We start from the raw sequence: 21,201 nt of genomic DNA, 5'->3' as shown, positions 1-21,201 counted from the left end.
GGTTGCGTAGTGGGCATCAAAAGGAAATGGCTTCGATACAGGTTTTCCGCTCAAAACGCCATTACTTGAGGTAGGAGCCGTATGCGTTAATGTCGCACGTACGGATCTGTGCGGGGGGCGGTCGGTGACGACCGTCCCTACCGCGACTATAAAATGATGATCATGGCCGAGGATCTGGTTGCAGAGAATGCGGTTTATCCGCAGGCGCTCGAAAAGCTGGCGCGCATGCGCAAGCGGCTTCAGGAACATGGTTTCACCAGTTTTGCGGAGGCTTAGGGAGCCCGCTGGCAGGGGAGCTCCCGCTGTAGCGGGAAAGAACCGAGACTGAGTTGGAGAAGGTACACATGGCGCGCATGCGCAAGCGGCTTCAGGAACATGGCTTCACCAGTTTTGCGGAGGCGTAGGGTGCCCGCTGGCAGGGGAGCTCCCGCTGTAGCGGGAAAGAATTGAGACTGAGTTGGAGAAGGTACACATGGCGCGCGAGATCAAACAGAGCATGGCTTCACCAGTTTTGCGGAGGCGTAGGGTGCCCGCTGACAAGGGAGCTCCCGCTGTAGCGGGAAAGAACTGAGACTGAGTTGGAGAAGGTATACATGGCGCGCGAGATCAAACAGAGCATGGCTTTACCAGTTTTGCGGAGGCTTAGGGTGCCCGCTGACAAGGGAGCTCCCGCTGTAGCGGGAAAGAACTGGGACTGAGTTGGAGAGGGTACACATGGCGCGCGAGATCAAACGGAGCATGGCTTTACCAGTTTTGCGGAGGCGTAGGGTGCCCGCTGACAAGGGAGCTCCCGCTGTAGCGGGAAAGAACTGGGACTGAGTTGGAGAGGGTACACATGGCGCGCGAGATCAAACAGAGCATGGCTTCACCAGTTTTGCGGAGGCGTAGGGTGCCCGCTGGCAGGGGAGCTCCCGCTGTAGCGGGAAAGAATTGAGACTGAGTTGGAGAAGGTACACATGGCGCGCGAGATCAAACAGAGCATGTCGCAGAAGCTGCGGATGGATGGGCGCGACTATTCCCGGCCCGGCTGGTATTTTCTTACGCTGGGTGCCGATTATCATCGTCCCCTTTTTGGGCGGGTCGAGGGGGGCGAGATGCTGCCCAATGAGCTGGGTCGACTGGTTGATCGGTGTTGGAGCGAGATTCCACAACATTATACTCATATTGAGCTGGGAGCGTGGCAGGTTATGCCGAACCATTTTCACGGGTTGATTCGGATTGTGAGGCCGGGAGAGAAGGGCTTGGGCGAAGTGGTGAATATGTTCAAGGGTTCAGTGACGCGGGAGTGGCGGCGGTCGGAGGGAGCTTATGGGGTCTCCCGCCATGGCGGGAAAGAACAGGGGCATGGCGGGAAAGAACAGGGGCATGGCGGGAAAGAACATGAGCATGGCGAGAAAGAACCGGCGCGGGTCTGGGCCCCTAATTATTATGATGTGATTTGTTTTGATGCAGAGGAGCTGGCGGTTCGGGAAAACTATGTGCGGGCTAATCCGCGGCGCTGGGCGATGAGGGATGTTCCGCAAGGGAGCTTTAAGGGCCGTTTTTACAAGGGGAACCTGGCGTTGCTTGAGATGAATGTTCCGCGGATGGCTTTGCGGGTTTCGCGCCGTTCTTCGGAGGAGGACGTTGCCCAATTGCAACGCGATTTGGCCGCATTTGAGGGCGTGGTCTGCAGCACGTTCTTTTCGCCCGGGGAGCGGTCTTGTCTGAATGTGCTGCGGGCCGGCACTGCACATATTGTCTGGATGTTACCGATGGGCGTGCCTGAATCAATTCCGGCTGATTGGACGAGGAGTTTTCTGGAAGAACGTGCCCTGTGGATTTCAACTTTTCCAAATGAAATGACGGATGCCACCCGCGCCAGTTGTGAGCAAGCCAATTTACTGGTGGAGCAGTTTTGTTCGGATGGAAATAATAAAGCAGGTCAGGAATCGTGAATAACCCATCCATAGTTTTTCATGGCACGTCGGTCGGCCTCAAAATTATTTCGGCCCATACGGGAGAGCTGGTTTCTGAACTCGAAGAGAATGGGCGACCCTTTTCCCGGCGGTTCTTGCGGAAGAGCAGAGCAACGGTCTCGGCATTCCAGAGCGCTTCGTGCCATTTTCCCAATGCTTTATCCGGGCTGTCCCGGAAGGCGGAAACATCCACCGAACCGTCCTTTACACACACGCTGCCTGCGGCATTTGGGCCACAGGCAGCACACCTAAGACGATGGGGACAGCCTGAGGAAGGCTACAGGATGAATATACGCCGCAAACCAAACAATCCCGAAGCCATCACGGTCAGAAGACTGAGCGTTTGCGGTTCCGGAACCACGGTTCCCGTAAAACCAAGATTGTCGAAAGCACCGCTGATACTACCAGCGTTTGCATCGGATCCAACCAGGTTGAACGTCGCCTTCTCACCATCCGCCAGCACAAAATCCGCCAACCCGGCTAAGGAGACTTCATAATCAGTGTAGTCGCCCTTTAAGCCGCCATTGGTTCCAATGTCTGAAAATGTCTTGATGACCGTACCATTGGCAATCCCCGTCAATGCACCATATGCATAGCTGATCGTAAGAGTCGATGGCGCCCCGCCCCAGTAATTTGCATAGTCAAACACCAATTTATCCAGGGTCAGATCTTGACCGGTACCGTTGATAATCTGAATACCCAGCGTATCAGTACTCCCCGGAACAACCGTCCGGATTTCATAGGCTGTAAGGTCTGTGGAAGCACCGGTTTCTGTCGGCCCGAAAGTCCCATCCTCTGACCCCGCAGAGGTATTAACAGTGTACAGAGAGCCACCCCATAGATTTCCAGTAATCCCCTCTACATTTTTGGCCGAAGAACCTGTTAATCCACCATCCCAGCCAATCAAAAGCTCCGCCTGAGCGCCGCCACACAGCGCTAAAACCGCTAACGCCATACTTATATTCCGTTTCATGGTTTTCTCCTTTTATTTCCACCCCAGATGAAACTCAATCTTCAGACCGGCACCCGCCGAAGCCACCCACATGCTTCTCTCTACAGAGTTGATCGATAAAAGGTAACGCATCCCCTGCCAAACCGCCACCTAGAGATATCTCTAGGTAATGTTTCCCCGGCGTCAGGTAATTCAAGCATGGGCTGGTTGCGGTCGTGAAGGACCCCGGTTCGGTTGTTTCGCCAACCCACTCAATCCCACCGGCATCCTAGGAAGGATCGTGCGGCAGGTTCCCTTTGGTACCCGCACTGTAGGTCAGGCTCTTGTCATCCTGACGTTGCAGATGTGCATGGTAAAACCAAGTGGTTCCGCAGATTCCCGCCAGCAGATACACAAGAATTATTGAACCTCTTTTCTTCACGACATTTCCTCTTCGTACAATTTGTTTAAGTTCATACCGTTTATTTCCAGGCAGACGGCATCTCAAAAACGGTCAGTTCAGAAATCGTGCCGCCACCCGACAGCTCAATCCGGCAGCGGTTGTCCTCAAAGCCATCCTCTTCCCGGCGGAACGAGAGGGCCTGTTCTCCTCCATTGACAAACGCCTCCGTGATGGTGCGGTCCGCGAGAACCCGCAACGATCCGCTGCCGGAGGAGGAAACCGGCTGCCCGTTGACCGTCAGAGTCAAAACGGCATCCGGCTCCAGCTCATAGCGAATCATCACATCCAGTATTTTCCCGGCATGCTTTTGCACGGTCAGACCGGCGGTTTCCGGGGTCGGATTTTTCAACGATGCCATCTGTTTCCCGCGGGAGGCATCGAACTCTTTGACGGGATAGAAAAACAACCGAAGCCCGTCCGGAGTCTCGCGCAGGGTCACCTCTTTCGGAACCAGAAAACCCTGAGAGAAACACTGCCCGGGCCAGCGGTTCGGGTAAATTCCCTCATGAGCCCAGATCATCTGGATTTTGCGGTCGTTCGGAGCATCGCTGACCAACTGCGCAGCCCGGCCGATTCCGGCTTCGCCGGGAAACGGGCCCGATTCCGGAACAAACCGGTGTCCGTCAAAGGCGCCGATAAAATAGCGGTTTTGAACCCCATAAACGATCCAGCGGGTTTCATCCGGCCGCCCTTCAACCGCAATTTCAAACAGTTCCGGACACTCGTGAATCGCGTTGCGGTCCGCATGAACGAAGCGGCTTTCAAAGGTCCATTCCCTCAGGTTTTTTGACGAATAAAAGGCAATACTGTTATGCCGTTTGTTATCGGGAACGCCTGCCATCGGCGGCGGATCCAACATTTTTTCTGTCACATCAAACACAGCCATGACCCATTTTTGATCTGGTTCATACCAGATAATTTTCGGATCGCGCCCCCGATGTTTTACCACCGGATTTTCAGGCAGCTCGATGAACGTACTCCCACCGTCCAGACTGTACGCGAGGCATTCACCCCGGTCCGTACTGGTAAATGCGGCAAACTGAGCGGGCTCCCCGTTCGTTGAAAGTCCGGACGTATTTCCGACATCGATAAATCCGCCGCCGGAAAACATCATGTCGCGCAGGCCGTTCTGAAACAGAACAATGCCGTGTTCGGTCCAGTGAACCAGATCCGTGCTGGTGGCATAGCCCCAATGCATATTGTCCCAGTAGATGCCGAACGGGTTATACTGGTAATACAGGTGATAGGTTCCATTGTTATAAACCAGCCCGTTGACATCGTTGTTCCATCCGCGCCGGGGTGAAAAATGAAACTGATCCCGGTACGGCTGGCGGTAGCCATCACGGTCGGCCGCAATTTCATCGGCTACAACCATTTGATTCGCCGCCGCCAGGTATTTCCGCGGCAAAGGGTTCCGGCTTTTCAGAACCAGCGTTTTCCCCTCGAAAGCATCGATCGGATACGATGCGGTCCAATCCGTTTTTTCGGTGTCTTCCGGCAGGAGCACACGAAACTCCTGAACCATTCTGCCTTTTTCCATCAGCTGAAAAACGGGTGCCCCTTTTTTGGTCGGCCCGTTTTTAACGGGTACCCGCAGATAGCGTCCATCCACCGTCAGTTTCTTTTCAAAAACGGCGCTGGCGACCGGCTCACAGAGCGTCTGTGGACGCCGGTTGCTTTGAACAATATGATCGATGTTGATATGACCCCACCTGCGGGCATGACGATCCACGATCTGGAGCACAGCCTTTTTGCCCAGCAAATCGGCGACATTCCAGGACTCCCACTCGAGAACTTCGCGCATCTGCTCGTTTTTTCGACTGCGGCCTGTTGCGGTTCGAACCGTTTTCCCGTCAACCTGAAGATTGATGCAGGTCTCTCCGGGGTGATGGCCGCCGCCGATTAAAAAGCTGATGTGACTGCGTTCAATCGTAAACGCCGGAGATGTCAATGTTCCGGTTGGGCCGTCTCCGCCGAGATATGTATTCACCAGGCCGCGGCCCCGCTGGCCGACAACCTTGTTGGGCGGGGACACATCGGCAACGGCCGGCCGCTGGCCGAAAGCGCGGCCCTCCGCCTGCCAGTCGCCATACGTTTCTTCTTCGAAGTCGGCAATCACCAAGGCATCGGAATCATCCACGCCCCGGACGTTCTTCACAGCGGGCTTTCCGCCCGCAACGGCGTTTTGCGGAATCCATGGTTTAAGCTGCGCGATCACCCCCGCAGACTCCGCCCGCCCGGCCAGGTTGGTGATGTTCCACGGATCGTTGTCCGCATACAGTTCCTCCGTTTCGTCCGCATAGCAGATATACCGGTGGGTCTTCGACCGGACCGCATGATTCCCTTTCAACCAGGTCATCAGCGCCGGACGCTCCCATTCCATCCCCGGATCTTTCAACAGCGGAACAAGACTCGTTCCGTCCAGCTCAGCAGGACAGTCAATGCCCGCCAATTCGACCAGGGTCGGATAGATATCGACCAGACTGACGGGTTGCCCGCAGCGCGAACCGGGCTCGGTGACGCCGGGAGCAACGATAATAAACGGCACATGGTTCGCCTTTTCCCAAAGCGTAAATTTGACGCAATGGTTTTTGTCGCCGAGATGGTACCCGTGGTCGGACCACAGTACGATAATGGTGTCGTCCGCACGTCCGGTGGCATCGAGCTGATCCAGCAGCCGCCCGATCATTTGATCCGCATAATCAGCGCCCGCCTGATAACACTGAACCATTCTCTTGAGGCTCCCCGGATCACCCGGTTTTTTCCGGGAAGTGTTTTCCCATATAAACGATTCAGTCTTGGTGAAATCCTGTCCTGCCTGTGGAACATCATCCATATCGTCCGGCGGCATCAGCGGCATGGACAGGGTTTCCATCGGATAGCGCGCAAAGCATTCAGAGGGCGCCCAGAAGGGAAGATGCGGCCGGAAAATACCCGCCGCCAGAAACAGCGGCTTTTTTCCGGCATGCTCCGCCATCACCCGGTTCACATGCTCAACGGTATACTCATCGGTTTGTTTCGGCGCATTGTGCTCACCCCAGTCCCATCCGGTTTTCCAAAGACTGCCGACTTTTTTTCCCATGGCCTGGGTGTAGCCATTGTAATTCCGGTCCGGCTTAAATTGATGGAGATTCAGTTTTTGGAATGCATCAAACGACGGCGCGTCTTTGCGGTCGACCCCGGCCGGCCCATGATGGAAGATTTTTCCCGCACCCAGCGCGTCGTATCCATTTTGACTGAAACATCGCGGCAGGGTCAGCGCATTCGGCACCAAACGGGCCCAGGGGTCGTTATTGCCATAGACCTTGCTCGTCTCCGGGCGCAATCCCGTAATAATCGAGGCACGGGACGGATTACAGGCGGCGGCTGTACAGTAGGCCCGCGTGAAGAAACAACCGCGCGCGGCCAGCCGCTCCAGGTTCGGGGTCTGGATCGGATTGTTCTTGTCGAACAGCGTGATCCAGTCGTTCATATCGTCGATGGCAATAAACAGTACATCCGGTTTCGGCGAGGAGGTCTCCGCCGCTAAAACAGGCAGTAACCCGCTCAGTAACATTCCTGCGAGCAGGCGGTATGTGTATCTTCCGATCTTCATATTCACATTTTCTCAGTTAGCTTTAAGTTTCCCGACCCGCTGCTCACAGCGCCCTTTCGCACAATTACGTTAAGAAGATACCGCTACTCAACCCGGCTGTCACCTAGAGGAATCTATAGGGAGCTTAGCCTTGTGGCGCATGGCGTATCGGATAACAGGACTGTTTTTTAACCGTTGTGCGGGAATGGTCCTGTCAACAATTCTCCCTCTCAGGCCCTCTCCACAGAATATGAAGCAGCCAGCTATTGGATATCCAGGCGATAAAAGCGGGGGGAGTCCAGTTCTACCGGAACGGACACCGTGCCGGGAGACGCGACATCCATCTCAACCGCCGCGTTCCAATCATTGGAAACCAGGTTCCCGGTTTCCATCACGGTATATTTCCGGCCGGTCTCCGCGCGCCATTCGACCAAAACCAAATCGGTGACCGTCGAAGCCGTGCCGCCCGATACAGCGATGTTGTCAAACGCTCCGGCGGCCCATGCCGTCAAGGCATTGGAGGCACTCAGCCGGAACCAAACCTCTTCATTGTGGGCCAGCACCTGATCGGGGAGGCCGGAAAGCGACCAGTCAAAATCATCGAAATCTCCGGTTTTCCCAAAGTTTGGAAGATCCGCGGCAGACTGAACCGGTGTTCCGTTGGTGACGCCGTCCAGATCTCCGGAGTCAACCACCAGCGCGATATCTTTCGGGGAGTCGGCCCACCAGCGTGCATAATCAAAATGGATCGCATCGAGCCGCACCGGCGCGCCCGACCGGTTGACCACCGAAAACACGACCGCATCCGATCCGTTGGTTCCCCGGACCGCATACGCCGTCCACTCTGTGGATGCGCCATCCAGCGACGTGCCGAAGGAACCGTCGGTTGAACCGGCGCTGCTGTCTACATCGAAGAGGCTGCCGGTCAGCAGCTCCCCGGAAATGCCGGCGGCGGCCACATCCGGATCTCCGGAGGCCGTGTGCCATCCGGCAAGCAGGCCGTCGGAAATCGGCATAACCACACTCGATGAAATCTCCGGGCGGGCGGGTTCATCGGGATTCGGATCATTGAAAAGAATCATATTCAGCGTGTCGGCTTTCAGCGTGGTCCGGTTGTTGCCGCCCATCTCCCACAGACTGATCTGCTGGAGCTCGCCCTCGCCGTCGCCCCCGTCGAGAAAGCGCCACGCCTCGCTGATGTCGTTCACGTCAACCCCGTCCAGGTCGAGCTCCACCGTCAGGTCGCTATCGGTTTTATTGAGCAGATAGACCGCCAGTGCGCCATCGCCGCCCTGCAGCGCCAAGCCATAAATTCCATCCGCCGAGACAGAGGACGAAACCACGGTTTTGCCGGCGGCTTTAGAAAACAGCCACATCCAAAGTGCGGTCGCATTTGGCTCGCCGTTGCGGATGACGTTCTTGTCTTCGGCAGGATCAAGACCGTTGCCCTCCAAGGCATACAACAGGCCGACTTCCACGCCGGCGGCCAGCAACTGCATGTGCATTTCGGTCTGCATCAGAGCCGTTTTAAAATTGTTGTGATCCGCATCGGTCGTCCAGGGTCCCGGGCCGATGTTCCATTCCAGCACGACGGGATGAATGTCCGGATACCCCTCGGAAGAAAATATGGCATCGGCATGTTCCACCGAATCCTGATAGGTCTGCGAGGAGCCGGTCCGTTTCATCGGCAGCTGGGTTTTCCAAAGATCCCACGATGCGTTGTCCCACTGCCAGTAGTAATGAAGGTCGACCAGATCAATATTGGTTCCGGCAATCGAGAGCATGGCCTGCATTTCCGAAAGGAATGCCGGGCCGGTAACATTGTTGCGGGCATTGGCAATCAGCTTTGCGTCCGGGAAGGTTGCTTTGACCGCCGCGGCATAGAGGTTGAACTGCTGGGCGTACAGCGTGGCGTTCCAGGCCTCGCCATCGTTGTCGTCGTCGCGGTTGTAATTGTTGCCGGGCTGAAAGTTTTCATTGTCGAAATAGACATGCTTTACGTCGTACCCCTTCGACTGGCAGGACACCATCAGGTTGCTGGCCTCGGCGATGGCCTCGGTTTCGCGGTCCCACTCGATTCCCGAGCTCATGTTGACGCCCAGCATGATGTCCGCGCCGGTTTCATCGATCACGGCGAGATACTCGTCGAGATCCATATAGTTTTCCGGCGCCTGATCGTTCGCCGTGTCATAAGCAGGGTTCCAGGAATCCGTCCATCCCTGACCGTTGAGGTCGTCCCAATGATAAAAGGTAACCACCGTGCCGCCCGGCCAGCGCAGCGCGCCGAGACCAATATCCTGAATGATGTGAGACACCTCTCCGTCGGCAAACATCGAATCCGCATACCAGGAATAGACCAGCCCGGTGCCCATCGCGGTTTTTAAAATTGGATGCAGCGCCGCGGACACATCAACGGACAGCGTCGCGTCGGCGGGAACAATCAACGCGCCGGAAACAGCGATATTGTCAAACGCGCCGGAACTGGTCGCCCCGTCGGCATTCAATGCGGTCAGCATGAAGGTTGCGCTCTGGCCATCCTCCAAAACCGAGTCCGCCAGCCCGGCCAGGGCGACGTCGAAATCTTCGTAGTCCCCGGTGTTGCCATTCAAGGCACTGCTTGAAGATACGGTTTCAACCGGGGTCGCGTCGGTTATGTCCAGATTCCCATAGGCATAGGAGACGTGCACATCCAGCGGGCTGCTGCTCCACCATGCGGCATAATCGAAATGAAGTTGATCGAGCTGAAGGCTGGAGCCGGTATTGTTCATCACCTGAACCGACACCCGATCCGTAGAGCCCGGAACCGACAGCCTCACTTCATAGGCGCTTGCGGTCGCCGATGCGCCGTTATACACACTTCCGAACGAACCATCGGTAGAACCGACATTTCCATCCACCTCAAACAGGTTGCCTGCCCACAGGTTTCCGGAAATGCCGGTGCGGTTGGTTGCGCTCTCCGAGACAACGCCGCCATCCCACCCGACCAGCAGTTCAGCCGAAGCTCCGGTCGCCAGCCAATACACAAAATAGACGGTAACTTTCTTTAACCAGTTCAAGCGGTCCCCCTGCTTTCTCTTTATTTTATTCCGCATCGGAGAAAAACAGCGGAACCGCCCACTTTCCGAATCGAATCACTTCGTTCGCCGCACATTCTTTTTGGTACAGGCTGCAGAAGTTTCCCCGGACATCGGGGTTGAAAAGCGGGATTTCCGGCACGGCGACTTTTTTAAAGCCTTTATCTTCCAGCAGGCGGGCCTGACTGGCCTTGTTCCGATCCGGTTGCGGCGTCAGGAAATACAGCATGCCGGGGGCGGAACAAGTCGCCTCTTTGATCCCTTCCATCGGCACGTGCAGAACAGACACATTTTCAAGAGCGGCGGGAAGGTTGGCCACCGCATAGCCGCGGTCCGCGAACAGGCGTTTGCGAACGGACAGCACCTCCTGCTCGCATCCGTCTGAAACAAAGGATCCGGCCGGTGTTTTTTTCAGCTTCGCACCATCGCTGTTGCTCCTCGCTTGCTGCGGAACAGGCGGCGGCTCTGTCTGTCCGCCAGTCGCCTGGCTGACCACCCGTCTAAGCTGCATGCTGCCGCTGACATTTTTCCCGGCCGCAACATCTTCTTCGCGGAACTCCGCCATCAGAATTTGACGGGCATCCGTGCGCTGATAATCATAAATTACACGGATCACTCCGTCTTCACCCTGCTGTCCGTCCGGATAGGAAACCATCTTGCGCTCATCCAGCATCAATCCGTCGGACCATGTTTTTCCGTCATCTGTAGAGAGAAACGCCATCAAGAGGGAGCGGCCCGCCTTTTCATGCATGGCCGCGTGCTTAACCAGCAGGATATTTCCAGATTTAAGCTGCGTGATATAAAAGCGGGAGGACGCGTGGGCCATGGGGGCCGGCTTCAGATCGGGCCAGGTTTTCCCGCGATCCGTGGAAACACTCTCTCCCATGCCGTAGGTGGTGCGCGCCAGCATCCAAAGCGATTCGTCCGACCGCTCGACAATCATATGTTCATCAAACTTGCGTGTTTTCAGGGGGACATTGCAGGCCCCGCGGATCGACCAGGTCTGCCCCTGATCGGAAGAAACCACCATGCGGGCGCTGTCGTCTGTGTTGCGCCAGGTGGACGCAGGCAGCACCCATTTCCCGCTTGAAAGAACGATCGGCTTGCACATCATCACTCCGTCGGTCAGACGGCGCGGAGGCTCGTAAACCGCAGCGCCATCGTCCGGATCGGGAAAGGCCAGTTCCCAGACCCCGGCCACCGAACCATCATGTCCGACGGTCTGCGCCCAGAACCATCTCAGTTTTCCGTCCGGGGCCATCCACAACTCCGGATCAAATGCCCGCACCGGGCCGGGGCCGTCGGGATTCACAACCAGCACTTCTTCCCACGTACTTCCGCCATCGCCGCTGGTTGCCAGGATGACATAATTATTCAGGTCTTCTTTCGGCGTGACCCCTGCGTACCAGGTGGCCCACAACCGGCCTCCGGGAGCCACCGCAATGCTCGGAATTCCCTGATGCGCCCGATTGGTTGACGCATACTGGGCCGTGGGCGGCCCGATATATTCCGGAGGGTTAAGAAAGATGTTTTTTTCGGCCCGGACGATACCGGCCGCCAGTAAAATACAGACCGGCATTAAAAATTTGAGGTTCATAACAGTTTTTCCTTTAAAAACTGGCCCGTTGTCGCGACGACAAACGAAGAGACGGCAAAACAGCCGTTTTGCCATCTCCCGAACCGGCCTGGGAGAGAATGGCCGGGACTCCGTCTGTACCTTAGTCGGATTCAATCAACAGTTTGACAAACTCCTGGGACTTTCCGTTGGTCGGAACCTGATTGGTGACTGTCTTAAAATTACCCACCGCAACGCTTTCGCCGGCCTCAACAATGTCACCATTGTTCATCCAGCCGCCCTGCACCAGACCCTGACGTTGAACGAGTGAATAAGTCAGTCCGTTGTCTGCAGACACCCGCTTGAGATAGACAAACTCAATCCATTGGGTTCCGCCGTCGCTGGCCATCGCCCCCAGAGCCGGCGACGTTCCGGTTTTTGAAGGATCGTCCGGAACACCGTTTTGGGCATACTCGGTCAGGTTGTCGATGCCGTCGCCGTCATCATCATCCAGCGCACCGCCGATCAGATTGTAATCTACGGCCCATGCGTCGTAGCCCGCGCCCTCGTAGGCCGCTCCCAGAATGGCAATATTGTCAAATGCGCCACCGTTCCAGGCATCGCCTGCATTGGAGGCTTTCAGCGCAAACGCTGCGGTTTCACCATCCGACAGCACCCGGTCCGTCAGACCGTCCAGCGACCAGTCAAAGTCATCGAAATCGCCCTTGTTTGAGCCCAAATGGGTCAACCCGCTGACCGAATGAATCACGGTGTTGTTTGTAATTCCGCCCAAAGCTCCCCAAGTATAGAGCAGCTCAACATCCTGAGGCGATGCCGCCCAGTACCGGGCATAGTCGAAGCTGATCGAATCGAGCTGAAGCGGCCCGCCGGTTTGATTGACAATCTTAAATCCAACCTGCTGGCTGGGGTCGTTGGTCGGATCGGTGCCGATTCTCACTTCATACGCACCGTATTCAATGGATGCCCCCGTACTGGCACTGCCAAAGGTTTCATCTATAGACCCCGCAGTGGCCTTGAGGAGATAAGCTTTATCAAGGGAAACGGCGGCCTCAACACCTGCTTGAGCATAGTCATTCGTGCCTCCGCTGCATCCGTAAAACGCAGCCAGCACCGTGGAATCCGGCGCATTCGGCGCGTACACACCAAACTGCACATCGTCGATGAACACGCGATATTCGCATTTTGCGTTGCTGGTTTTAACCTGCAGGCGAATGTATTCGTCCTCCACATCGGCCAGGTCAGATCCGCTGAACCGCACAACCATTTCCTGCCACTCATAGGGAACGGACGGGATCACATTGTATTCCGAAGCTTTCCATTTATAGGTGCTGCCGTGTATGCCATTTGTTGTTGTGCTGATCATCACCTGCACCACGGATTCATTCGTATAGACCACATTGTTGGATTTTTCATCCAGCCGCATCCAGAAGCGGCACTCATAGATCGCACTGCTGTCCACCGTCAGCCCAGCCGGCAAATCCTGGTAAACGGTGTAGGTATTGCCATAGTTCATATAAGAAACGGCATTGGTTCCGCCATGGACAATGGTCTGTTCCCGCTGCACCGCCCAGTCTCCCGATTCGACCGCCCCCCACGGCGCTGTGCTTGTATTCGGTTCAGTAACTGAGGCCAGCGCCTCAAACCCCGGATCCACCACCCAGTTGGCACCCACAGCCGCGTAGCTGCTGAACGAAATTCCCGCCAGCCAAACGGCCAACATTGGTACAATGCATCGTCTCATCCCATTTCTCCTTTTTCTGTTTCAGTTTCCCGCTGATCACAGCGTCTTTTCGAACAATTACCAAAAGAAGGTACCGCGAACCAATCCGGTTGTCACCTAGAGGAATCTATAGGTATCCTCGCCTTGCGGCTCATGGCGGACCGGTTTACAGGAACGTTGGATTATTCGAGTCAGGCTTTAATTTTCAGCACAAGGTGAAAAATGAACCATCAGCATTCAGTTTGATTTCCAGACCCGTACATAATCCACAAAGGAATAGCTCGGGTAGGTTTCCGTCTGGAAGTTTCCGTCGCCGAAACTCGCGCCCGTGGACAGCCAGAGCCATTCCGCGATTTGCGGCACGCCGCCGGGTTTCGCATGAGTGTTGTTGTCATAGGTCCAGACGAGAACCCCGTCGTAGTAGAAATCCAACCAGCCGGGGGTCCAGTGCACCCCGAAGGTGTGATAGTCCGTGTAGACATCCTCAGCGTTCCAGTGAAGGGTCGCGCCCTGCGTATCCGCACCATAGCCGTCCCAGTGCAACGCGGTTTGGCATTCTTGATCCTGCGGGTCGATGCCCCCGTTGCCGTAGGGCGATTCAAAAATATCCACTTCACATCCGTCGGCGCCGCTGTCGTTTACGTTGCTCGTATGATGCCCCTGCAGCCAGAAAGCGGTGTGAGCGCCTTTTTCAATCGGGGAGCAGTTGATGCGGGCCTCCAAAAACCCGTACGCGGTTTCGTAGAGATTCCTAGACTCCACAGCCCCGCAATACATGGTGTCGCTGTCGTACTTTGAAATTTTCAGGGCGAGCGTTCCATTGGAAATTGCCACATGGTCCGCCCGCCACCACCAGTCGGCGATTCCCTGTGCGGGCCGGGCCGCCCGGGAAGAGCTGCTGACCGATTTCACCCATTTCGTTGTGTCAAAAGTGCTGAACTCATCGCTGAAATCAAGGGACCATTCGTCCCCAGTGGGGCTCGCAAGATTCGGTTGCGCATCCTCGGGAGTGGACGAATCGACAAACCGGTCTGTTTTGCAGACGCGGAAATACGCCGCTGAGTTCGAGCGGATGGGTGCCGCATAGTCCTGCAGGCCGTTGGTGGCGGGAATGACGCATTGCAGCGAAGTCCAGTCGCTTAACAGGTTGGTGGATTGTTGAACCATATAACTGTTGCCGGTAAAGGAATCCCACGTCAGATGCATCGTGTCGGTGGATACGGAGGCCACAACGGGATCGGGCTGCCGGGAGGTCACCACCGTCAACTCAACGTTATCGAGTCTGGCAAAACCGTCGGCGGCGCCGTTGCCGTCCAGTGTATCGAAGGCGACAAAAAGGGTTTTCCCGGCCACCGCGGCATCCGCCGTATAAAAATTCTTGAGACAGACCAGTTCGTAGGAGCCATTGGCCGTGCTGTATCCCGAAAGGCTGGAAATCAGGTTGGTCTGTGTTCCGCCAACCGTATCGTCATGGGTTACAAAGAGGCGGAGCAGGATCTGATCGGAGGCATCGGCCCATTGCCATGAATCGCGCCAGTGGTAGCAGATGCTGAAGGTATCGCCTTCGGCGAGAGGATACCCGGTGTCCAGCCCGGGAATTCGGGTGGCGGATTCGGCGATGATTGCGTTTCGTGTTCCGTCGAAGGTTTCGTTCTCTTTGAGAAACACAGAGGCGTCGTTGCCGGTTCCGATATTCACCCAGTACGGCTCATTCGCAAAGTTGATGTCTCCGCTGATGTCCGGCGTGTCGAAATCTCCATTCAGGACATTAACCCCGACCAGGGTTTCGGCGGCCGACCCGGCAGCGCAAACAATCGCATCAGACGGGCTGCCCAGAATGGCGATATTGTCGAATCCTCCGCTCGCCCATATCCCGGTGGCATCGGAAGCCTGCAAAGCAAACACAGCGGTTCCGCCATTGGCAAGCACCGGATCAGGCAGTCCGGAAAGTGACCAGTCGAAGTCATCGAAATCTCCTTTATTGGCCCCGAGATGAACCAACCCGGACACGGAAAGAACCACCGTGTCATTGGTCGTGCCGATCAGGTCTCCCGAGGTATAGAGCAGTTCCACCGTCTGCGGGGAATCCGCCCAATACGGCACATAGTCAAAACTGATCGAATCCAGCCGCAGCGGACCTCCTGTCTTATTAACAATTTCAAACCCGACCTGCTGGTTCGGAGCATTGATCGGGTCGGTACCGATTCGCACTTCATACGCACCGTATGCAATGGATGCCCCTGCGCTGGCCCCGCCGAATGTCCCGTCCGTGGAGCCGGCATTGGCGTTTAGCTGAAAAGCTTTATCCAGGAACACAGCCCCTTCGATACCGGAAGCGACATAGTCGTTTGCGCCTCCACTGCATCCATAAAATGCAGTCAACACATTGGAATCCAGCGCCGCCAATGCTTGCATCCCGCAGATTCCAGCCAGCCAGCACACAAGAATCATTAAAATTTTACGCTTCATCTTTCCCCTCTTCACATTCATATCCACAAAATATACTTCTCCGAAAAAACCCATTGTGAAGCAACCGCGCAATCCAGACTACTGGAGAAACCTCTAGGTGCAGGAAAAATCTTCCGCCACACGAGTTCCAATGGTTGGAAACGTTGGGGCGTCATTGTTCCAGACCTTGGAAGACACGCTGTTTATTCACAGAATGAAACCCAATCAGATAATGCTGGACCGCAGCGCTTTCGCGACTGCGCCGGTCTGCGACTGCACCTGAAGTTTTTTGTAGATGTTGGTTAGGTGAAATCCGGTCGTGCCTGCACTGATACTGAGAGCCGCGGCAATTTCTTTCACCGCCGGCTCGTCCGCCAGCTTTTCAAGCACCTCGATTTCACGGGCGGACAGCTTAAAATCCTCGACCGGTGCCGGCTTGCGGACTTCTTCGAAAGGGTCGGTCCGAAAGCGCCGATTAAAGTCGGCGGAGAGTAGAGAATGAAAGAGTCTTACATTGAAATCTTAGCGAGAAACAATGGCCCCGAGTCATGCGTCGACGATCCGCGAGGACGTGGCGAAGCGTTGACAGGGGAAAGCATAAGCCGAATTATTGAGCTCCGAAATCACCAGTTACCAGATGGCATACCCAGTGGACTGCAGGGGACGCGAAATGGAATGCCGCGTAATCGCGAGTGGCATACCACTCTGGCGGAGTCAAAGAACCTTGGCCTGTGTGGACACTCTCCGCGCGGAAATCGGGAGATCTCGGGAAGGAGGCTCGCCAAGCTTGAAGCACCTGGTAGAGGCATCGCTGGAAAAGGCTAATCGCCGAATACCAGCGATGAGTTCCCCCGAGAAGTCGGATGACTTCATAGTACCTGAGAAGTTTGCGAACAAGGAGGCTTCGGTTTCTGCGGAGCAGATGGAGGAAAGGAAGTCAACCAAGAGGAAATCAGTGAATGAAGCTGCGGCAAGGACTCAGAGCCGAATAGTCGCATCGAATGAATTTACAGGTTGCGTAGTGGGCATCAAAAGGAAATGGCTTCGATACAGGTTTTCCGCTCAAAACGCCATTACTTGAGGTAGGAGCCGTATGCGTTAATGTCGCACGTACGGATCTGTGCGGGGGGCGGTCGGTGACGACCGTCCCTACCGCGACCGTAATCTAGTAATCGCAGGCGAAAAGGTCGGGTTACCCCTCTTTGAAGGACTCGTCCTGCGGAAAGGTTTGGCAGAAAAATTTTGTGACAGAAAAAAGGAAAACAAAACCAACCTGATCCTGATATTTCTGCCCACCCATTTTTCTGCCACTCAGTTGGTTTTGGTTCCGCCGGCCGAAAAGGTCGGTCCTCGGGTTTAAGTAGGCGGTTGGCTTTCCTTCGTGCCCCTCTGTGGTGAATGATCTTGATGGTTTAGCGCTGGGCGCGGACGCGGTAGAAGGCGTTTTTAGGGTTAAAATTATTTCACGGCGACATCGGTGCTCCATAAAAAAACACTCCCCCCGCAGGGGAAGCGTTTGTTCATGATGAGAATATAGAGCAGCTAAAGCTACGCTGTCTTACTTTTGTCATCACCTTTTACTGATCCACCGCAGGCGGTTTGGGATTTATCGCCTTTGCATGAGCCGCATTCGGTTTTGTCTTTATCGGTCTTTTCCGTCTCACAACCACAACCGCCGCACGCAAACGCTGTGCTTCCTGCCATCATTAATGCAACTGCTGCAATACTCAGTGTTTTTTTCATTTCGGTGCTCCTTGTTGGTTAATTTATCTACGAATTACTGTTGTTCGTGCTTGCAGGCGGAACCTTTCATTTATTTCTGTTTTTTTAGGCCCCTCGTATATTTTTATGGAGAATGAGGCCTTTTCGCAGATTAGGGGTCTAACGCGGCTGCGCAGCAGAACCGCAGTTTAATAGGTTTACCAACGAATGAATGAAATCTACGAATGGGATGCCGAAAAAAGATTCGTAGGTTTTATAAATTCGCTGGTTAAACCTGCTCCGTCGGAGCGGATTAAGGGTGGCTCGCTAAGGAACGCATAATGGTAAGAAATTAGAGAGGAAGTAACTAATCGAGTAATTGCCGGCGAAAAAGCCGGAGAAGGGAAGTTCTAAGAAACGATGTTTCTGATCGAACAGTACGGCAGTGGCAGCGGGCGGGTGGTCAATGCCTGCAGGGATGCCGGGCTTGCAGAGCCGGAGTTCGGTAAACCGAAATGAACGATGAGCTCGCTGTGCAAGGGTCCGACTCCGTTTTTAAATGAATCCAATTTTAAATGTAAGCTTTCAGCGTCGGGCGCGAACACGCGTTGGAATGATATTTGAACAGATTACACACATACAGTTTGCGGTCGATGCCGCGATGGCCACGTTGATCTGGATGGTACAGCTGGTGATATATCCAGTCTTCAGAGACGTGGTGCCGGAGCGGTTTCATGATTGGCATCTGAAGTATATGAAAACCATTTCGCGAATCGTCATTCCGCTTATGTTTATCCAGGCTCTGTGCCACGGACTGCTGTTGGTCCTTCAGCCTTCCTTTCTGCAATGGATGGCGAGTACGGCCATTTTGGCGGCGTGGATCGTGACATTTATGCTGTCGGTTCCCTGCCATCAAGCGTTGCAACGGTCGGGACATCAAATTGAAATCATTAACCGGTTGATCAGGACGAATTGGCTGCGAACCCTGTTCTGGACCCTGACCCTGTTGCTGGGAACCGTCTAGCACCAAGGGCATCCCGATGCCTTCCTGATGGCGGTGGCCATCGGAGCTTCGTGTGCTCTTTTTACGCCTATCGGCCATCAGAACAACACCTTGATTCTCGGCCCGGGCGTCATGCGTGTCGCCCGTACGGAGGCGCGGGAAAGGCAAGCGACCCCCCATGTGAAAAGGCTTCTTTCTATATGTCGAAGAGAAATGAGCTGGAAAGAGTTGCTGAATGAACTTAAGTTAAAGGATCGAAAAAGCTTGAGGGTGGAAGGCTAGAGCCATGACGTATAATCCCGAAATTCATCATCGACGGTCCATTCGTTTGAAGGGGCATGACTATGCCGGGGGCGGGCTTTATTTTGTGACGATCTGCGCACATCGGGAATTCATTGCGGCGGCGAAGGGGCTTCCGTTTGGAGCGCTCGGGGTGTTGCGGGAAGAAGGGGCGACATGCGTGTCGCGGGAAGAAGGGGCGACATGCGTGTCGCGGGAAGAGGGGGCGACATGCGTGTCGCCCGTACGGGAAATTATTGCGGAGGAGTGGCGGAGATCGGGGGAGCTGCGGGATGATGTTTTGCCCGGTGAATTTATTGTGATGCCGGATCATTTTCATGGATTGATTCGAATCCGGAAAGGGGCGTCGGAGCTGGGCCATGTGATCGGGGCATTTAAAGCGGCCGTTTCGCGGCGGATCCGTAGGGGCGAGATGCCTGTCGCCCGCGATATCCGGATTTGGCATCGGAATTATTATGAGGCGATTGTGCGCACGCCGGAGGCTGAAGAGAAGATTCGGGAATATATCCGAATGAATCCGTGGCGATGTATGCAGGAGCTGGGCGACGGGCTTCGGGGCATGGGGAATCCGGTGTTGTGGAGCGCCGAAAAAACGGGGGTTCTGTGTTCCTGCAATGCACCTCGACTGCCGCAGATTCCTGCGGGGGAGGTTTATTTCAGCGGATTCCATTCTCCGATGGAAAAAGAGCTGTTTGATGAACTCCTGACGCGGAAGCTTCCGGTGATCTGGTGCCCGGCATGGGGACTGGAGCATGTGGTCGGCGTGCCGCGGGAGGGAAGGGCGACATGCGTGCCGCGGGAGGGAAGGGCGACATGCGTGCCTCGGGAGGGAAGGGCGACATGCGTGCCGCGGGAGGGAAGGGCGACATGCGTGTCGCCCGTACTGGAGGCGCTGGAAGAGAATCGGATGCTGATTCTGGAAATGCGCAATCGCGATGGAGATCTGGCGGCGGCGGAGCAACGCAACCGGTTTGTGCTGGAGAAGGCCGATCGGCTTTGGCTTCCGCATGTTGCGCCGGGCGGTATGCTGGATCGTCTGATTGGCGAAACCGGTGTCGAGAATAAGGCGATTTAGTGGAGGCTTTGCGAGGGAATAAAAGCGAGGCGGCATACCTGTTGCGCGAATCGGAGTTTATGTATGTTGATGTCCGCTCAATCAAGCTGCATTATGAAGACGGATATCCGGCCCGTGGAGTGGAGGAAATGATGGAGTCATGGCACATGAGTTCCGATTTAGAGGGACTGGGTGGGAAAAGCGTGCGGCCGTCTTTTCCGGGACATGCCGCGCCTTTTCCTCCAGCATTTTTGAGCAACGCTCTGATTCGGCGGCGTCTTTGCCTGGCGCTGGGCTGGATGCTGACCGGCTGCGCGCACTACGCCGTGCCGGGCGATCCTGCAGTCGACGGCAAGATCCGGCTGCAAGAGCAATTGATGGCTTTGGACCCCTCCGTGCGCAGCAACGAGGCCCACCGCGTTGCGGTCGGTCGCCGCTTCTTGCGGACACGTATCGGGCCGCGCCGCCTGCGCTTTGGCACAATGTTCTGGTCAACTTCGGTCTGCGCGACCGGGGGCTTTGCTACCACTGGGCGGAGGACCTAGAGGCCGAATTCCTCGCGATGGACCTTTCCTCATTGGAAGTCCATTGGGCATTCGCCCGGGCCGGAACGATGCGCGAACACAATGCCGTTGTCATCACGGCCTGGGGACATCTCTTTGAAACGGGCATCGTGCTCGATGCATGGCGCCGCTCCGGAAAACTCTACTGGAATCATGTCGGGGCCGACCGCTATCCATGGCTGAAAGCCGACCCGGCCACGCTGGAGTAAGCCCGCCCTGCTAAAGGGCCGGCCAAGCGACGAAGGTGACTGCGCTGGCGATAGATACAAAACCCCCTCTCTCTATCTCCGAACGGGGTCCTGCTCTGCCGGCCTATCGGTTAATACTGGTAGGGGCCAAACGGAACGGTGTACGGATATCCGCCGGGTGCTGTGATTGGAGCATTTTTCGCCAGAATGAACAGCAGGGCCACTATAGCAGCGATCAGCAGCGTGATTCCCACGCCGGCCCAGAAGTGCCGGCTGTGGAGGTGGCCGCTGACCTGATACCGCATGGCCGTCGTGCAGGTGATGGCTCCAATGCTTCATGGCTGTAACCGGATGCATGTTTCTCACCTCCCTTCAGTCCGATTATAACCCGTATGCTCAGGAGGCCAGTTTTTTTTGAGGGGATTTCCCCCTTCGGGGCCTCCATGGCACGACCATCTCGGGAGGGCTCAAACGGTCGAGGACGAGAACGATGGAGGATTTGCCGGCGCGGAATGAGGTATAAAAGATAGGTAAAGGGGTAAAAAGAGCAAGAACGCTTTGTTCATCATTAGTACGTTCTGTGTTTTTTCGCGATCTTTGCGCTCTTCTGTTGGTTTTCCTGTTGGTTGTTTCCCGTGGTTTGGCGGT

16 protein-coding genes are annotated in these 21,201 nt (G+C 55.5%); 6 read left to right on the top strand and 10 right to left on the bottom strand.

Annotated elements, in window-relative coordinates:
* The first annotated feature begins 108 nt into the window (after nucleotides 1–108).
* Together SCARR_RS28350 and SCARR_RS20425 are read left to right on the top strand one after the other, a co-directional pair.
* Nucleotides 109–276, top strand: coding sequence for a hypothetical protein (locus SCARR_RS28350; RefSeq protein ID WP_168433483.1), 168 nt, complete (start codon nucleotides 109–111; stop codon nucleotides 274–276).
* Between the two features lie 680 nt (nucleotides 277–956).
* The gene (locus SCARR_RS20425) at nucleotides 957–1,937 is read left to right on the top strand and encodes a transposase (RefSeq protein WP_136063499.1); all 981 of its coding nucleotides are present in this window, start codon (nucleotides 957–959) and stop codon (nucleotides 1,935–1,937) included.
* A gap of 298 nt (nucleotides 1,938–2,235) precedes the next feature.
* Here the strand turns inward: SCARR_RS20425 and SCARR_RS20420 are convergent, their stop codons facing one another.
* The 9 genes from SCARR_RS20420 to SCARR_RS20385 form a co-directional block, all read right to left on the bottom strand.
* A complete protein-coding gene (locus SCARR_RS20420) occupies nucleotides 2,236–2,931 on the bottom strand; it encodes a hypothetical protein (protein ID WP_136063498.1) in 696 nt (231 codons plus the stop codon).
* A gap of 247 nt (nucleotides 2,932–3,178) precedes the next feature.
* Nucleotides 3,179–3,331, bottom strand: coding sequence for a hypothetical protein (locus SCARR_RS28345; RefSeq protein WP_168433482.1), 153 nt, complete (start codon nucleotides 3,329–3,331; stop codon nucleotides 3,179–3,181).
* A gap of 40 nt (nucleotides 3,332–3,371) precedes the next feature.
* On the bottom strand, nucleotides 3,372–6,947 hold the full coding sequence (locus SCARR_RS20415) for a sulfatase-like hydrolase/transferase (RefSeq protein ID WP_136063497.1): 3,576 nt from the start codon (nucleotides 6,945–6,947) through the stop codon (nucleotides 3,372–3,374).
* Between the two features lie 242 nt (nucleotides 6,948–7,189).
* On the bottom strand, nucleotides 7,190–9,982 hold the full coding sequence (locus tag SCARR_RS20410; RefSeq protein WP_136063496.1) for a hypothetical protein: 2,793 nt from the start codon (nucleotides 9,980–9,982) through the stop codon (nucleotides 7,190–7,192).
* A gap of 25 nt (nucleotides 9,983–10,007) precedes the next feature.
* Nucleotides 10,008–11,597, bottom strand: a complete 1,590-nt coding sequence (locus SCARR_RS20405) for a sialidase family protein (RefSeq protein ID WP_136063495.1) — start codon at nucleotides 11,595–11,597, stop codon at nucleotides 10,008–10,010.
* A 121-nt stretch (nucleotides 11,598–11,718) separates the two neighbouring features.
* On the bottom strand, nucleotides 11,719–13,317 hold the full coding sequence (locus SCARR_RS20400) for a hypothetical protein (protein ID WP_136063494.1): 1,599 nt from the start codon (nucleotides 13,315–13,317) through the stop codon (nucleotides 11,719–11,721).
* 216 nt (nucleotides 13,318–13,533) lie between these two features.
* Nucleotides 13,534–15,765, bottom strand: coding sequence for a glycoside hydrolase family 16 protein (locus tag SCARR_RS20395; RefSeq protein ID WP_168433481.1), 2,232 nt, complete (start codon nucleotides 15,763–15,765; stop codon nucleotides 13,534–13,536).
* Nucleotides 15,766–15,969: 204 nt separating this feature from the next.
* The gene (locus tag SCARR_RS20390; RefSeq protein ID WP_136063492.1) at nucleotides 15,970–16,155 is read right to left on the bottom strand and encodes a response regulator transcription factor; all 186 of its coding nucleotides are present in this window, start codon (nucleotides 16,153–16,155) and stop codon (nucleotides 15,970–15,972) included.
* Between the two features lie 1,137 nt (nucleotides 16,156–17,292).
* The gene (locus SCARR_RS20385) at nucleotides 17,293–17,487 is read right to left on the bottom strand and encodes a hypothetical protein (RefSeq protein WP_136063491.1); all 195 of its coding nucleotides are present in this window, start codon (nucleotides 17,485–17,487) and stop codon (nucleotides 17,293–17,295) included.
* Between the two features lie 571 nt (nucleotides 17,488–18,058).
* Between SCARR_RS20385 and SCARR_RS20380 the strand changes: the two genes are divergently transcribed.
* From SCARR_RS20380 to SCARR_RS20365, 4 genes are all read left to right on the top strand, one after another.
* Entirely contained in the window at nucleotides 18,059–18,469 is a 411-nt protein-coding gene (locus SCARR_RS20380; protein ID WP_136063490.1) for a hypothetical protein, read from the top strand.
* A 265-nt stretch (nucleotides 18,470–18,734) separates the two neighbouring features.
* On the top strand, nucleotides 18,735–19,823 hold the full coding sequence (locus SCARR_RS20375) for a transposase (RefSeq protein WP_136063489.1): 1,089 nt from the start codon (nucleotides 18,735–18,737) through the stop codon (nucleotides 19,821–19,823).
* Nucleotides 19,823–20,347, top strand: coding sequence for a hypothetical protein (locus SCARR_RS20370; RefSeq protein ID WP_136063488.1), 525 nt, complete (start codon nucleotides 19,823–19,825; stop codon nucleotides 20,345–20,347). Before SCARR_RS20375 ends, SCARR_RS20370 begins: the two co-directional genes overlap by 1 nt.
* Nucleotides 20,348–20,364: 17 nt before the next feature.
* Nucleotides 20,365–20,574: a hypothetical protein gene (locus tag SCARR_RS20365; RefSeq protein ID WP_168433479.1), complete on the top strand. Its 210-nt coding sequence runs from the start codon at nucleotides 20,365–20,367 to the stop codon at nucleotides 20,572–20,574.
* Between the two features lie 110 nt (nucleotides 20,575–20,684).
* Here the strand turns inward: SCARR_RS20365 and SCARR_RS28340 are convergent, their stop codons facing one another.
* Nucleotides 20,685–20,858 (bottom strand): hypothetical protein, encoded by a 174-nt coding sequence (locus SCARR_RS28340; RefSeq protein ID WP_168433478.1) that lies wholly within the window; start codon nucleotides 20,856–20,858, stop codon nucleotides 20,685–20,687.
* Nucleotides 20,859–21,201: the final 343 nt, after the last annotated feature.

The sequence above is a fragment of the Pontiella sulfatireligans genome, assembly GCF_900890705.1.
In the GTDB taxonomy this organism is placed as follows: Bacteria; Verrucomicrobiota; Kiritimatiellia; order Kiritimatiellales; family Pontiellaceae; genus Pontiella; species Pontiella sulfatireligans.
The sequence above is the reverse complement of the archived record's forward strand: the minus strand, read 5'-3'. Positions and strand labels throughout refer to the sequence as shown.